Below are 14,845 nucleotides of genomic sequence, written 5' to 3'. Positions count from 1 at the left end.
AGTGGTTGGAGCAGTTTAGCGCCGTTGCATAAATTGACTTTGTTCTTGAATGAGTCGTTGGGTGTATTCATGTTGAGGCGAATTAAACAGGGCCTCTGTAGTGGTTTTTTCTACCATAATCCCATTTTGTAACACCATGACTTTATCACTGACATGGCGGACAATATTGAGATTGTGTGATACAAAAATATACGACAATCCCATTTCTTTTTGTAATTTTAACAATAAGTTGATGATTTGCGAACGCACTGATAAATCCAGTGCGGTTAATGCTTCATCAGCAATAATGATTTTAGGGTTGAGCATTAATGCACGTGCAACAGCGACACGTTGTTTTTGCCCCTCTGAAATCATATGAGGATAAAAATCGGCATGTTCTGGCAATAATCCTACTTTACGCAAGGTTTCAATCACTAAGTCTTTTCGTTCTTGCGCATTGAGCGTGGTATTAAAACGTAACGGCTCATTTAATAAGTTGCCAATTGATAATCGAGGATTAAGGGATGTGGTTGGATCCTGGAAAATCATCCTGATTAATCGACAGCGCTGTTTTTGGTTGCGGGTTTCTAAGGCTTCACCTTCAAAAAATATCTCACCGCCACTGCGTTGTTCAGCACCAACCAATAATCGAGCTAATGTGCTTTTTCCTGAACCGACAGATCCGACTATGGCCATGGTTTCACCGCGTTCGAGCTCAAACGACACTGGAGATAAGGCTTGATAATATTGAGGTTTAAATCGCTTATAGCCAGTAATGTATTGTTTACTCAAATCGTTTACTTTAAGCAATGGCGTCGTCATCTTCTTGCTCACTTTGGTAAGGGAAATGGCAGGCAAAATAGCGACCTTTATTTTGCTCAAGGTTAGGCTGTTTTACGCATTTACGCTGTGCTTCAGGGCAGCGCGGGCCGAGTCGACAGCCAGCGGGTAAGTGCTGCATCGATGGTGACGAACCTTGTAAGGTGGGTAGGTCAGTTTTATGGCGCATCTTTTGAGTATGATCGGGCAAATTCTTTAACAATGCCCTTGTGTAAGGATGATAAGGTAATTCAGCCATTGCCGAAGCAGGCCCAGACTCCATCACCTGACCGCTGTATAAAATAGTTAAGTTGTCACACCAATTCACCATAATTTCTAGCTCATGGCTCACCAATAATATCGACACATTTTGCAGTTGATTTAATTGTGACAATAGCCTAAAAATTTGAGCCTGAGTATTCAGTTCCATCGAGTTGGTGGGTTCGTCTGCAATAAGCAATCTTGGGTGGTTAGCAACAGCCATTGCAATCATGACTTTTTGACATTCCCCTTCAGATAATTCCCATGGATAGCATTTCATCAATTGCTTTGGTTTTTTGATGCCCACTTTGTGTAGCCATTTCTGCGCGTTTAAGTAGGTATCTCTGCCCCGGCGCCAAAAAGGGACACTCTTGTTGGGCATCATGGCTTCTATCAACTGACTACCAATTGTTTTTACTGGGTCTAAGCTGCCAGATGGGTCTTGAAAAATCATCGCCATATCGCAACCCATTAAATTACGACGCTCTTTTGCGCTCATTTCTAACAGGTTTTTACCGTCCCACATCATACGATCGGCAACGATATGCCAATTGGGGCCAAGAACGCCTAAAATGGCTTTGGCCAGTAAACTTCTCCCTGAGCCTGACTCGCCAACCAGTCCGTGAATTTCACCAGGGTTAATGGTAAGGCTCACTTTTTCAAGCACTTTTACCCGGCCCTGAGCGGTATCAAGTTCAATGGTGAGATTACGTACGTCGAGTAATGGCATAAGTTAGTTTCTTATTGGGGCAAGTGCAGAGCGTAAACCGTCACCGACTAAATTTACCGACAATACAGTAAATAAGATGGCAACCCCAGGGATAGTGACTGTCCAAGGTGCAAGTAATAAATTATCAAGCCCTTGAGCAACCATTGCCCCCCATTCAGGGCTTGGTGCTTGAGCGCCTAAATTTAAAAAACCCAGTGCAGCAATGTCGAGTATGGCGGCCGAAATCGCCATAGTGGTTTGAATTATCACCACATCCCATACGTTAGGCATAATCACGTACCAAAAAATTTGTACTGAATTTGCTCCGTCTAACCGAGCCGCAGTAACGTATTCTTTTTGAAGTTCTTCATGAACGGCTTGATGGATGACCCTCACAAATTGTGGGACCATCGCAATGCCGACACCCCAAAACACATTTTGTAAACCCGGCCCCATTACTGCAACCACGAGTATGGCCATCAATAATGACGGGATAGAAAGCAATGCATCGAGCAAGTGGCTTAATACACTTGATTTTATCCCACGCATCATGCCTGACAGTGAACCGATAACAAATCCAAAAAATAACGATGCTCCAACAATTAACAATGACATGCCAAACGTTAATTGAACCCCGTGTAAAATTCGGCTAAAAATATCACGGCCTAAATCATCGGTACCTAAAAAGTGTTCTACTTTGCCTGCAGGATCCCACGACGGTGGTAATAACAGTACTTGTTGATCTTGTGCTTCTGCTGGGTAGGGGGCAATGAAGGGAGCAAAAATGGTCAACACCAATAAAAAAATTACTGCCCATAAGCCCATTAATGCAAAGGGATTTGACGAAAAACTTTGCCATACTCGCCACATTGGCGAATCGATATGATCTTCATGGTAGATTTTAATGCGAGGCATATAATTCCTTTCGGCTCATCGGATTGATCGCGGTATGCATTAGGTCAATCAAAATGCTCAAGAAAATAATCAGAAGTGACACCGATAAAATGCCAGCTTGAATCACAGTATAATCTCGCTGATAAATGCCCGACACTAGCCAACTACCAACGCCAGGCCAGGAAAAGATAACTTCAACGACAATGCCATAACTGGCAAACGAACCAAGCATTAACCCGATGCTTTTTAATACAGGAATAAGCGCGTTAGGCATGGCGTGGCGGATTAATATTTTAAAAGTATGTAACCCGCGAGCCTCTGCGGCTCGAATGTAGGTTTGGTTCATGACACTAATAACCGCTTGACGAGTAATACGCACCACAAGCGTAAACGGTAATACCGCTAAGGTTACTGCAGGTAAAATCAAATGCAGTAATGCATCATGAAAAGCAGGTATGCGATAAGTGGAATCAGACAATAAGGTATCGAGTAACATAAAACCGGTAACATGCTCAATTTCGTAGAGTAAGTTGATTTGTCCTGATATGGGGAGCCAGCCTAAATTAACCCCAAACCACATGGCCAGTGTTAATCCAAGCCAAAACACAGGAATAGAATAACCCGTTAAGGTAAATGCTAAAATGCTATGCTGAATAGCTTTGTTACGGCTTAATGCAGCGATAACACCAATAGGGACACCCAAAAATACCGCAAGAAAGCCAGAAAATAATGATAATTCGAAAGAGGCTGGTAATACGGATGCTAACTCACCGGCTACTTCTTGCTGTGAATTGCTCGAAATGCCTAAGTTTCCAGATAATCTTTGGCGAAGATAGGCGGTAAATTGCAAAAGCGCGTTATCATTTAACTGGTAATCTTGCTCTATTTGCTGCTGTTGTTCAGCTGTTGGATATTGAATACCTGACAAAGAATGAGCTTTGTCTGCTGGGAATAATCCTGTGGCAATAAAAAGTACAGCCATCATCACCATGGATGTGGCAACAAATAGCGTGATGCGTCTAAAAAGGTAACGCCACATTTATTCGTTTTCCTCAGAGGTTTGCATTGTATTTGCAAATGAAATCCCGCCATATGGGCGAATTTTCATTGCAGTTATGTTTTTCTTCTTTAGCACAATTTTTTTAGCGTGGGCGAGGGTAACCATAGGTACCTGATCGCTAATGATGGCCTCAGCTGACTGATAAAAGGCCTTGCGCTCAGGCTGTGTTGACACACTTTGTGCTTGCGTAAGTAAATGTTCAAAGTCTTTTTGGCACCATCGAGAGCGATTATTGTTCGATGCCAAGGCCGCACAGCTTAATAAGGGAGTGAAAAAGTTATCTGGATCACTGTTATCGGCATTCCAGCCAATTAATACAGAGTCGTAATTAGAGGCTGAAAGCTTTTGTGTGAACACACTCCAATCATAACTAATGATATTGAGTTTAACGCCTATACGGGCTAAATCAGCCTGGATAAGTTCAGCTGTTTTTAACGCGCTGGGGTTATAAATTCGTGCAACAGGCATGGCCCAGACATCAATAGACAATTGATTAATCCCTGCTTGTTTTAGCAGTTCAATTGCCTTTTGTGGGTTGTATTCATTCGGTGATAAATTTTTTGAATACGCCCAAGATGCGGGTGGCAAAACGCCAGTGGCCTCAACGGCGGTATCGTTATACACCGCCTCGAGAATATTTTGTTTGTCGATGGCATGAGCAAGTGCACGCCTAACACGAACATCATCTAGAGGCGGGTTTTGGGTGTTAAACGCCCAAAATGACACGTTTAGGCCTGGTTTTGCATCAACTAATACATCAGGATGTTGAGTCAACACCGCCAATTCGGCCGCTTTAGGCAGAGCCGATACACTGCAATCTCCGGTAATGAGTTTAGCGATCCGCGAGGTGCTTCTTGGGGTGATATCAAAGACCAACTGGTCTATTTCTACCGTCGGCCCCCAATAAACTGGGTGTTTTTTATAGCGAATATATTCATTTTTAACATATTGACTTAACTGAAAAGGCCCCGTGCCGACGGCATAATAGTCAATGTTTTCAGGCTTTCCTTGTGCTAATAATCGATAACCGTACTCAGCAGATAATATCACTGCAAAGTCTGTCGCCAAATTTGATAAAAACGATGCATCTTTGCGGGTTAAATGAAATATAACTTGATGATCATTGACCTTTTCAATGGATTCAATCAGTTCTGCAAACCCAATGCTTTGAAAAAAAGGATACCCAGTGCGACTCACTAAGTGGTATGGATGTATGGGATCTATGATTCGATTAAACGAAAACAGTACATCATCAGCATTGAGATCCCTTGTGGGAGTAAAGTGATGAGTTTTATGGAAACTCACATGCTCTCGTAAGGTAAATTGGTAACTTAATCCATCTTCTGAAACTTGCCATTGGGTGGCTAACCCTGGGGTGATATCGCCCTTAGTTTGGCTGTAATTGACCAAACGGTTGTATATTTGGTTCGACGTTGCATCAATAGTGGTTCCTGAAGTGACCAATTGAGGGTTAAAGCTCTCAGGATTACCTTCGCTGCAATATACCAGGCCAGAGGGCAATTTGGCTTGTCCACATGCTGCCAGTAACATACTGGAAATACATATGGATATCAGCTGATACCAGCGTTTTACTATAACAGGCATGGTGTGATCATTTGTTATCGACTTTGAACAAACATTTTAACAGTGTTCATACAAGCGGAGCAATCGCTGATGCATGAGTTCATTTATGACTTATCGAGTAAGTTATATTTTTTTAAAATTCCCCTGAGCTGGTGGTAGCTTAACCCGAGTAAATCAGCGGTTTTCTTCTGGTTGTATTGACCTTCTGCAAGTGCACGCTGTAACAAGTCAATTTCCGCATTTTCAGTGTATTCTTTAAAGTCTATGGGAAACTCAATGCTGCTGTGAGTCAGCGAGACTTGCTGCGGAGTGTCGTCTGTTGTTTCAGTTGCGACAGGCGCGTCTTTGGGCTGTAGTTGGCGTTCGAGTGTTTTTACACGTGTCTTTGGGCGGTAAGGGGAGGCAAAAGGGTCTAAGATAATGTGATCGATTTCTTGGCCTTCAGAGCCTTCGCGGTACACGCTGCGCTCCACCACGTTTTTAAGTTCACGAATATTACCCGGCCAGTCATGCATCATAAGTTGCTCTTTCGCGATTGCACCAAAACCACCAAAATATTCAAGGCCAAGTTGTCTGGCCATACTCACTGCAAAATGTTCAGCCAATGGCATAATATCTTCAGTGCGGCTGCGCAGAGGCGGTAAGGTGATCACATCAAATGCTAATCTGTCTAATAAGTCTGCTCTAAATTCACCATTATCCGCCAGTGCGGGTAAATCTTCGTTAGCCGCACAAATAAGTCGCACATCAGACTGTACGGTTTTACTGCCACCAACGCGTTCAAACTCGCCATACTCAATTACCCTAAGTAATTTTTCCTGGATTAAACCTGAAGTATTAGCCAATTCATCTAAAAACAGAGTACCGCCATCAGCTCGCTCAAAACGTCCTTCATGTTTACCTTTGGCACCGGTAAATGCACCAGACTCATGGCCAAAAAGCTCACTTTCGAGTAAGTTTTCACTTAACGATGAACAATTCAGTTTAATAAAACTTTGGTCCCAGCGCGCCGATAAATAATGCAGACGCTCAGCAATGAGTTCTTTCCCGGTACCGCGCTCTCCAATAATGAGAACCGGTTTAGATAACGGCGCAACTTTAGACACATGTTCTAATACTTCAAGTAGCGCATTAGATTGACCGATGAGATTATCTTGTTGGAATTGTTTACTCACAATGGCTTTCTCGCAAAATTGTTAGTGAATTAGACTAATAATTGGTGAAAATCATAATAGATGGCTTAGTTAATAATTGAAAGTAAAAGTTAAATATTTGTATAACGTTATGATATTGTTAGTATTGTAAAAGTTGGCACGCAATGTGTAATACCTATTGCGACATCCACGTTACTTTTTGAGGAATACATTATGGGAATTTTCTCTCGCTTTGCCGATATCGTTAATTCAAATATCAGCGCAATACTTGATAAAGCCGAAGATCCAGAAAAAATGGTTCGCCTTATCATTCAAGAAATGGAAGACACGTTAGTTGAAGTACGTTCAACCTCTGCCAAAGTGTTGGCTGAGAAAAAAGAACTGTTACGTCGTATTAGCCGTGTTCAAGAACAAGTTCAAGATTGGCAAGACAAAGCTGAGCTAGCATTATCGAAAGATCGTGAAGACTTAGCAAAAGCGGCCTTAATTGAAAAGCAAAAAACCGTTGCTTTACTGCAAACACTTGAAATGGAATTACAAGTGGTTGAAGAGCACATCGCACGTTTAAAAGACGAAGTTGCACAGCTTCAAGAAAAATTGAATGATGCCCGAGCTCGTCAAAAAACCATTATTATGCGTAAGCAAACAGCCACTTCGCGCTTAGAAGTGAAAAAGCAGCTCGACTCAAGTAAAATTGATGATGCAATGATGAAGTTTGAGCAATACGAGCGCCGTGTTGAAGGCCTAGAGGCTCAGGTTGAATCATATGATTTAGGTAAAAAAGGTTCACTTGCCGATGAATTTGCGGCCCTTGAAGCAGAAGATGCTGTTAATGACGAATTAGCCGCACTAAAGGCCAAAGTAAACGCAAAGTCACAACCTAAATCAAAAGCATAATAATTTTTCAGAGGTGAGTTATGGATATGGATCTTCTTATTGCACCAATTATCATATTCTTGGTTGTTGTTGCACCCATTTGGTTGATTCTTCACTACCGCAGTAAGCGACAAGTGAGCCAAGGACTCACAGAGGAAGAATTCGGCCAGCTAAATGATTTAATTGCGAAAGCTGAAAAAATGAGCCATCGCATCGAAACCTTAGAAGCAATTTTAGACACCGATTCACCAGAGTGGAGGGCGAAACATGGGCACAACTAATGGTCGTACGCTATATCGCAACCCTAAAAGTGGTAAAATAGCGGGAGTGTGTTCTGGCATCGCTGATTACTTTAACTTTGAAACCTGGTTAGTGCGCGTGTTAGCTGTATCGATATTTTTACTTGGTGGAACCGGGGTCGTATTTGTAATTTATATCGCGCTATGGATGATATTAGATGTCAAACCACAAGCGCTAGACTATAAAGAAGATCACAAAGACATCGAAGTCAAAAAGAAAGTATGGCAAGCCGGCGAACCCGCCAAACGCGCTTTGTTTGATGTGAGTAGACAGTTTAATGGACTTGAAGCGCGATTACAGCGACTAGAGAAACACGTCACCTCAGACAGTTTTGACTTAAAACGGGAAATCAATAGTCTTTAATGATTCTAAATGGGCGGTTTACCGCCCTTGTTTTATGCTCTTCCTTGATTTTAGGAGCTGTCAGCCACCATGAATTTTTTAGATCGTTCCTTATTTAAAGTCTCCCAAACCGCTCAATCTATTGTGAATCGCACGACAGACAGACATATTAAACTGGCTGTTACAGGACTTTCAGGTGCTGGTAAAACAGCCTTTATCAGTGGGTTAGTTAATCAGTTACTGCACAGTGGAAAAGGCAATAAAACTTCTCCTTTGCCCTTGTGGCAAGTTGCACGTGAAAATCGTCTTATTGGGGTTAACAGAGCGATGCAACCCGATCTTGATATCGCCAGTTTTGATTATCAAGGTGCAATGAATGCGTTAAATTCAACGCCCCCACAATGGCCAGCCTCAACAAGAACTATTACAGAACTGCGTTTAGCCATAAAGTATCGTCCCGAGCAAGGAATATTGGCCAAATTAACCGACACCGCCACCTTGTATGTCGATATAGTGGACTATCCCGGAGAGTGGTTACTTGACTTGCCCATGCTTAAACACGATTTCACTCATTGGTGTTTATCGCAGCAACAAAATGTCGCTTGTTTAGGCCATTCCCCCTGTTATGAACCATTTACTTCGGCGCTAAGCCAACTTGATTTAGCACAGACGGCAGATGAGCAGCAATTAAAGTATATCGCTGATTTGTATCAAGCTTTGTTAGTTGATTTGGTCCGTGTACAAGGATTTTATCATGCCCAACCAGGGCGAATGTTGCTACCCGGTGAGTATGAAAATACACCGTTATTAACATTTTTTCCGTTGTTGTCATTAAGCCCACTAACGCATTCTGATTTAGCAACAAGTCCAAGTGATTCAAATTATCACGTCCTTAAACGTCGCTATGACAAGTACGTTGCTCAAGTGGTTAAGCCCTTTTACCGGGATTACTTTTCACGTTTTGATCGTCAATTGGTGTTAGTTGATTGTTTAAATGCGCTCAATCATGGTCAGGCACAATTTAATGACATGGGGCGCGCACTTAATAGCATTATGGAAAGTTTTCAATTTGGTCAATCAAGCTTGATTAAGCGTTTGTTTTCTCCCCGGATTGATAAAGTATTATTTGCAGCAAGCCAGGTTGACCGAGTGACTCGTGATCAGCAAAGTCATGTACTTAGCCTGTTAACAGCAATGCTGCAAGACAGCCAGCATTATGCCAATTTTGAAGGCAGCGAAGTTGAAACCATGGCAATAAGTGCAATTAAAGCCACTCAGCACGGCATGGTTAAAACGGATAACGGTCAACAACAAGAAGTGGTTAAAGGAACAGGACTTGATGGTAAACAAATCACGGTTTACCCAGGTGATGTGCCAAGCGTTTTACCCGATGCGGCTTTTTGGCAACAACAAGGCTTTAATTTTAATGCTTTTTTACCGCCAAACATTAGCCATTTAACCGATAGTCACCCCACGTTTGAGCATATTCGTCTTGATCATCTTTTAGAGTATTTACTAGGCGATAAATTGACCTAAAGCGAGTGTGTACATTTATGATGAAGCAAACTGATAACAGTTCAGCATTAAAAAAATCGCAGATCTACAATGAGGCAGATCTTATCGATGATGCACAAACTAATGGCGCCATAAAACCTCTCAAGCCTTCGCAATCATTTGATGAGGTTGAGTTTGTTTGTGAGCAAGTGTTAACTGAATTGCCAGAAAATATGGCAGACACTATCACCCCAGCAAAACCCAAAAAATGGTCAAAATTGGCGGTGCTATCGTTAACTAGCCTTGGGTTACTTGCTGTTGTACAAACGGTGTTAGGGCTGGTGGATTCCTTTAATCAAAGCCCATGGTTGTTTGGCTTTTACGCAACAGTGTTGTCTATTGTGACCTTGTGGGCAAGCGTGGGTGTTGTTAAAGAGTGGCGTAAACTTGTTAACCTTAAAAAAGTGGCCGATCATCAGTCTCGTGCGCAACGTTTGTCTCAAAGTATGCAAATGGGGGAGGCTACTAAATTTATCGCCCCTATTTTAGCTAAGTACCCCAATAACGATGCGAAACAACATTATATGCGTGCTAGTAATGCAGAGCATAACGATGCTGAAATTGTCATGTTATTTGATGACATAGTGTTATCTGAGCGGGATTTACAAGCGAAAAAACGCGTCAACCGTTTTGCCGCTGAATCTGCTTTATTACTCGCAGCGAGCCCCTTGGCTGCAATAGATATGGCCATTATTTTGTGGCGAAATCAAAAGATGATTAATGAAGTGGCGGCCATTTATGCTGTCGAACTTGGCTACTGGAGCCGAATTAAGCTGATCCGCAGTATTATTGTTAATGTGATTTATGCTGGCAGCACCGAGGTAATAACTGATTTAGGGACACAGTTGTTATCAGTTGAAATGACTGGGAAACTCTCTACTCGTATCGCTCAAGGGCTTGGCGGTGGTTTACTCACGGCAAGGCTTGGGTATCAAGCAATGAGCCTTTGCCGACCAATAGCATTTAGCGTTAAAAAAAAACCTAAACTAACTCAGGTTCATCAGCATTTATTAGGTGAGCTAACCCAATTTACTTCATCGATGATGGCAAAGAGAAAATCTAAAACAGAAGAAACCGTTAATAATTAGCTATAGCGAATTGTGTTTTTTATGTACAACTGATGATTTTTAACTACATTTAGTCCTCGATTTGGAAACAACATAGCGTTCTGAATCTGTACGTTGGCATATGGAGTAAGGAAAATGCCAGCCAATTAAGGAACTAAGGAGAATCTAATGAAGTTATCATCGACATTAACTGCGTTACTCATGTGCTTGGGTTGTTTTTTTAGCACGACATCTTTGGCCGCTGATCAAGTGAAAACTAAAGTCGTTGCCGAAACATCCAAAAAATCAACCCAAGCAGTTGAAAAACATAACGCGATTAATGTAAACAACGCTAGCGCAAAAGAGCTTCAATCGCTAAAAGGTATTGGTGAAGCAAAAGCGCAGGCAATTGTTGAGTATCGTGAAAAAAACGGTAAATTTAAAAGTTTACAGCAGTTAACTATGGTGAAAGGCGTGGGAGAAAAGCTGGTCAGTCAAAATGCCAAGCAAATTAGCTTTTAGCATGGTTTTATTAAACCTCAACAATAGATGACCCAAAGGCTCATTGATAAAAACGGAAGCAATTAGCTTCCGTTTTTATTGGGATTAATCATTAAGATTGTGCATTAAATGCCTGGCCATTGGTGCCAACGGATTCATCACCCATTAAATAGAGATAGGTTGGCATAATGTCTTTTGCTGTTTTCAGCGTTTGTGGATCTTCTCCTGGGTAGGCTTTTGCTCGCATTTCTGTGCGTGTAGCACCAGGATTAATGGTGTTAACTCTAACGTGTGAGCCATCACATTCATCGGCAAGCACTTGCATCATGCCTTCTGTAGCAAATTTAGAGAAAGCATAGGGGCCCCAGTATGCACGACCTTTACGGCCAACACTGCTTGAGGTAAAGATAATTGAAGCGTTTGGCGCTTTACGCATCACAGGCAATAACGCTTTGGTCATGATTGCCTGCGCGGTAACGTTAACCTTCATGATGGTTTCTAAAGACGTTAAATCAATGTGTTCAAATGGGCCTAATGCACCGAGTTGAGAAGCATTGTGTAATAAACCATCTAAGTGACCAAATTGTTCGGCAATCGTTTCTGCCATGTCTTTGTAGTTTTGTTCTGTTGCACCTTTAAGGTCAAGGGGTACTATTGCTGGTGTTGGGTACCCGGCATTAACAATGTCGTCATACACTTTTTCGAGTTTTTTGACGGTTTTTCCGAGTAAAATGACGGTCGCGCCATGTTCTGCAAATTCCATCGCGGCCGCACGACCAATACCGTCTCCTGCACCCGTTACCAAGATAATCTTATTTTTAAGTAAATCTTTTGCAGCTTGATATTCCAACATGATTGATTCATTCCTCTAAGCGCAATCGCCCGTCAAATCTAGAACTGGATAAAATATAAACGACCGTTTGAAACAAATGATTGATAATTGTATACCAATAGGTCATTTGTATGTAACAAACTTGTAGCTAACTCTATAATTTTGCGTTAACTTGAGAATAGTTAAGGACTAACATAAGTCCTTTTGGTCGCATGATTGGACTATTGTGACCAATTCTTGGGGAAAACAAAATTATTAAAACAAGATTTGGGGAAAAAAGATGAAAAGACTCATTTTGGGTGTTGCAATAACATCTGCTCTTGGTTTAACGGCATGTGGCGGTGATAGCTTCAACGAAGCAAAAGAAAAAGCTGAGCCACTCGTGCCTTTATCACATGTTCAGTTTGATCCAGCTAATGGAAAACTGCCTTTACCTAACGATTTACTCTTTAGTGGCACTACCGATGGCACATTGGCTATTCCGGGCGAAACCGGTGTCGTTTATACCGATCCTTCAATTGCACTTGGGGCTTTAGATGGTTGGTCAACGAGTTCACCTATTTCAATCACTATGGAGCTCGCAAATGACCTTCAGGGCAATGCATTAACTATTGATGCAGCCTCAGTTTTTCAACCTGGCGCTGTTCGTGTTTTTGAAGCCACGGTAGGTGGATCGTTATCCACAGATCCAGAATGTACTTCTGCAACATCAGTTTCTGCTTGTAAAGTGGGTGAAGAGTTAACCTTTGGTGTTGATTTTATCACTAAAGCTTCTGGTAACAGTGTTGTTATCGTACCACTCAAGCCATTAAAACCGATCCAATCTTATCTGTATGTGGCAACAAACCTAATTCAAGACTCGTTAGGGCGCAGTATCGCACCATCCACCACGTATAATTTGTTAAAGTTAGACATTGAAACTAAGCCATTAGAAACGGCGACGCAGCTATTATTACAAACCTTAGTTAATAGCTATGAGAAAGGTGTGGCTGCTGAGCATGGTGTTGACTCTGAAGACATCATTTATTCTGGTTTATTTACCACTCAGTCAGTTGCTAATGTTTATGAAACAGCCAAGCTACTGATGGCCTCAAGCGATCCATACAAGCCTTCTTTTGTTTCAACCCCTACTCCAGCGGGTTATACCGCAGCGCAAGCGTTAGGGTTAACGGCTGCAAGTGGTGTTGCTTATGTATTAGCCGATATGGCTGATGTATATAAAGCTGAAATTAGGGTACCGTTTTTTGGCACTTGTTCATCAGCTAGCTGTGTTATTCCTGTTGTAGATGGCGCGCCAACCGCGCCAAATGGCCGCTGGTTTGCACAAGGAGACAGCCCTGTATCTGTGTTATTAGCATTACAAGCGGGCACATTAAGCCAGGCCAATTTCTTTGAGCAAGCGACTGCTCAAGGGGTAGATGCACAAGCGGCGTTAGCTAACCCAGCCTTGCTTGCTGGCAAACAATGGAAATTAGATGACGGTACTTCAGCTGATACGACAAAACACCTGACTCGTTTAAATCCAATTCCAGCAATTAAGGGATATGAAACCATCCCTGTACAAATTACACTGCCTAATGCAGCTAAACTTGCGGCCTTTACCGCGGCTCAAGGGGGAGAATTTGTACCGCCGACCAGTGGCTGGCCGACAACCATTACAATGCATGGTTTAGGCGGTGGTAAAGAAATGAACCTAGCCTATGCAGGTACTTATGCAGCAGCAGGTGTGGCGACTATTTCGATTGATATGCCGCTTCATGGTGAGCGTTCGTTCGACATCAATGATGATGGCGTATATGAAATGTCTGCAACGGCTCCTGCTTACGGAAACCTCATTGGTCAACCTAATGCATTCACCAATGGTGATCCGTTAGTGTTTGTTAACATTGCCAGTACCTTAACCGTACGCGATAACTTCCGTCAGGCCACGCTAGATCATTTAGCACTGCGTTTACTACTGACCGGTTTGGCAGGGCAATTGCCTGCAGATGGTCAAGTGTTTGATGTATCGAAGATCAGTGTGCAAGGTCTCAGTTTAGGCGGTATTGTGGGTACAACCTTCTCTACTTACGCAAGCACAGGTCTAACTGACCCAACTTCAGGCGCTTCACTAGGTAATCCTTTTGTGATTAATGCAACGTCACTGGTTGCTCCAGCTGGTGGCTTAGCTGGTGCGTTTGCCGGTTCTGCGGCATTTGGACCACAATTATTTGACAATGTAACCGCATCTAGCACGTTTGCTGCATTATTAGCAGCGGCAAACACCGCTGGTTATGAAGAAGGCTCTGCTGAGTATGACGCTTTAGTACAAGCTGTTTACGATGGCTTTATTCCATCGTTTGCGCTAGCCGTACAAACTGCCGTTGACTCAGCGGATCCGATAAACCATGCAAGCATGTTAGCGGCTACTGAGTTACCTGTTCATTTAATTGAAGTGGTAGGCGATGGTAGCAACTTATCAGATCAAACGTTACCTAACACGGTTGCAAACTTCCCGTTATCAGGTACTGAGCCATTAATTACCGCAATCGGTTTAGATTGTGTTGATTCAACAATGCCTGGCTCAGGTGCTGTACGCTTCTCTAAAGGTCATCACAGTTCAATTGTGAGCCCAAGTGAAGTCGAAGGCGTAACTGATGGTATGGCAGCTGCAGCAACGGCAGAGATGCAATCACAGGTTGCTGGTTTTGCTAAAACCGCCGGTGCAGGACAAGCAACGATTGCGGTTTCAAATAACGATGTGTTCCAAAGCTGTAACTAATGCTTACTAATTAATGCGATTTTTTGAATAAAACCCAGCATTTGCTTAACACCGATCAGTTAAGAAACTGATCGGTTGACAGCAAAAATGATCCTACGAAAATGACTCCTTCTTTTGAACGGAGTTATTTTTTATGCTGTCTAACTGGCTTATTGATACTGAACTACTTGCTG

General features: G+C 42.4%; 14 protein-coding genes. 7 read left to right on the top strand and 7 right to left on the bottom strand.

The features are described from left to right. Positions 1-15 precede the first annotated feature (15 nt). The 6 genes from IEW93_RS13060 to pspF form a co-directional block, all read right to left on the bottom strand. Positions 16-801 (bottom strand): peptide ABC transporter ATP-binding protein, encoded by a 786-nt coding sequence (locus IEW93_RS13060; RefSeq protein ID WP_188739770.1) that lies wholly within the window; start codon positions 799-801, stop codon positions 16-18. After that, positions 782-1,789: an oligopeptide/dipeptide ABC transporter ATP-binding protein gene (locus IEW93_RS13055; protein ID WP_188739769.1), complete on the bottom strand. Its 1,008-nt coding sequence runs from the start codon at positions 1,787-1,789 to the stop codon at positions 782-784. The genes IEW93_RS13060 and IEW93_RS13055 overlap by 20 nt, the downstream gene beginning before the upstream one ends. A gap of 3 nt (positions 1,790-1,792) precedes the next feature. Continuing rightward, on the bottom strand, positions 1,793-2,683 hold the full coding sequence (locus IEW93_RS13050) for an ABC transporter permease subunit (RefSeq protein ID WP_188739768.1): 891 nt from the start codon (positions 2,681-2,683) through the stop codon (positions 1,793-1,795). Continuing rightward, positions 2,670-3,701 carry an ABC transporter permease gene (locus tag IEW93_RS13045; protein WP_188739767.1) on the bottom strand — a complete coding sequence of 344 codons (1,032 nt, stop codon included), beginning with the start codon at positions 3,699-3,701 and terminating at the stop codon, positions 2,670-2,672. The genes IEW93_RS13050 and IEW93_RS13045 overlap by 14 nt, the downstream gene beginning before the upstream one ends. Then, entirely contained in the window at positions 3,702-5,327 is a 1,626-nt protein-coding gene (locus IEW93_RS13040; protein WP_188739766.1) for an ABC transporter substrate-binding protein, read from the bottom strand. A gap of 83 nt (positions 5,328-5,410) precedes the next feature. Continuing rightward, the gene (pspF, locus tag IEW93_RS13035) at positions 5,411-6,481 is read right to left on the bottom strand and encodes a phage shock protein operon transcriptional activator (protein WP_188739765.1); all 1,071 of its coding nucleotides are present in this window, start codon (positions 6,479-6,481) and stop codon (positions 5,411-5,413) included. Between the two features lie 192 nt (positions 6,482-6,673). Between pspF and pspA the strand changes: the two genes are divergently transcribed. From pspA to IEW93_RS13005, 6 genes are all read left to right on the top strand, one after another. Then, entirely contained in the window at positions 6,674-7,357 is a 684-nt protein-coding gene (gene pspA / locus IEW93_RS13030; RefSeq protein WP_188739764.1) for a phage shock protein PspA, read from the top strand. A gap of 20 nt (positions 7,358-7,377) precedes the next feature. Then, on the top strand, positions 7,378-7,617 hold the full coding sequence (gene pspB / locus IEW93_RS13025) for an envelope stress response membrane protein PspB (protein WP_188739763.1): 240 nt from the start codon (positions 7,378-7,380) through the stop codon (positions 7,615-7,617). Next, positions 7,604-7,999, top strand: coding sequence for an envelope stress response membrane protein PspC (pspC, locus tag IEW93_RS13020; protein ID WP_188739762.1), 396 nt, complete (start codon positions 7,604-7,606; stop codon positions 7,997-7,999). Before pspB ends, pspC begins: the two co-directional genes overlap by 14 nt. Positions 8,000-8,068: 69 nt before the next feature. Further along, entirely contained in the window at positions 8,069-9,514 is a 1,446-nt protein-coding gene (locus tag IEW93_RS13015; protein WP_188739761.1) for a YcjX family GTP-binding protein, read from the top strand. A 17-nt stretch (positions 9,515-9,531) separates the two neighbouring features. Further along, entirely contained in the window at positions 9,532-10,620 is a 1,089-nt protein-coding gene (locus tag IEW93_RS13010; RefSeq protein ID WP_188739760.1) for a TIGR01620 family protein, read from the top strand. A gap of 147 nt (positions 10,621-10,767) precedes the next feature. Next, on the top strand, positions 10,768-11,100 hold the full coding sequence (locus IEW93_RS13005; protein WP_188739759.1) for a ComEA family DNA-binding protein: 333 nt from the start codon (positions 10,768-10,770) through the stop codon (positions 11,098-11,100). Positions 11,101-11,191: 91 nt separating this feature from the next. Here IEW93_RS13005 and IEW93_RS13000 read toward each other — a convergent pair whose 3' ends face one another. Beyond that, positions 11,192-11,932 carry a YciK family oxidoreductase gene (locus IEW93_RS13000; protein ID WP_188739758.1) on the bottom strand — a complete coding sequence of 247 codons (741 nt, stop codon included), beginning with the start codon at positions 11,930-11,932 and terminating at the stop codon, positions 11,192-11,194. A 259-nt stretch (positions 11,933-12,191) separates the two neighbouring features. On the opposite strand from IEW93_RS13000, the gene IEW93_RS12995 reads away from it, so the two are divergent. Next, complete coding sequence (locus tag IEW93_RS12995; RefSeq protein WP_188739757.1) at positions 12,192-14,672, top strand: VolA/Pla-1 family phospholipase; 2,481 nt, start codon at positions 12,192-12,194, stop codon at positions 14,670-14,672. Positions 14,673-14,845 lie beyond the last annotated feature (173 nt).

Source organism: Shewanella inventionis (assembly GCF_014641855.1).
Lineage (GTDB): Bacteria > Pseudomonadota > Gammaproteobacteria > Enterobacterales > Shewanellaceae > Shewanella > Shewanella inventionis.
Note: the sequence above shows the minus strand (reverse complement) of the source record. Positions and strands in the feature narration are given on the sequence as shown.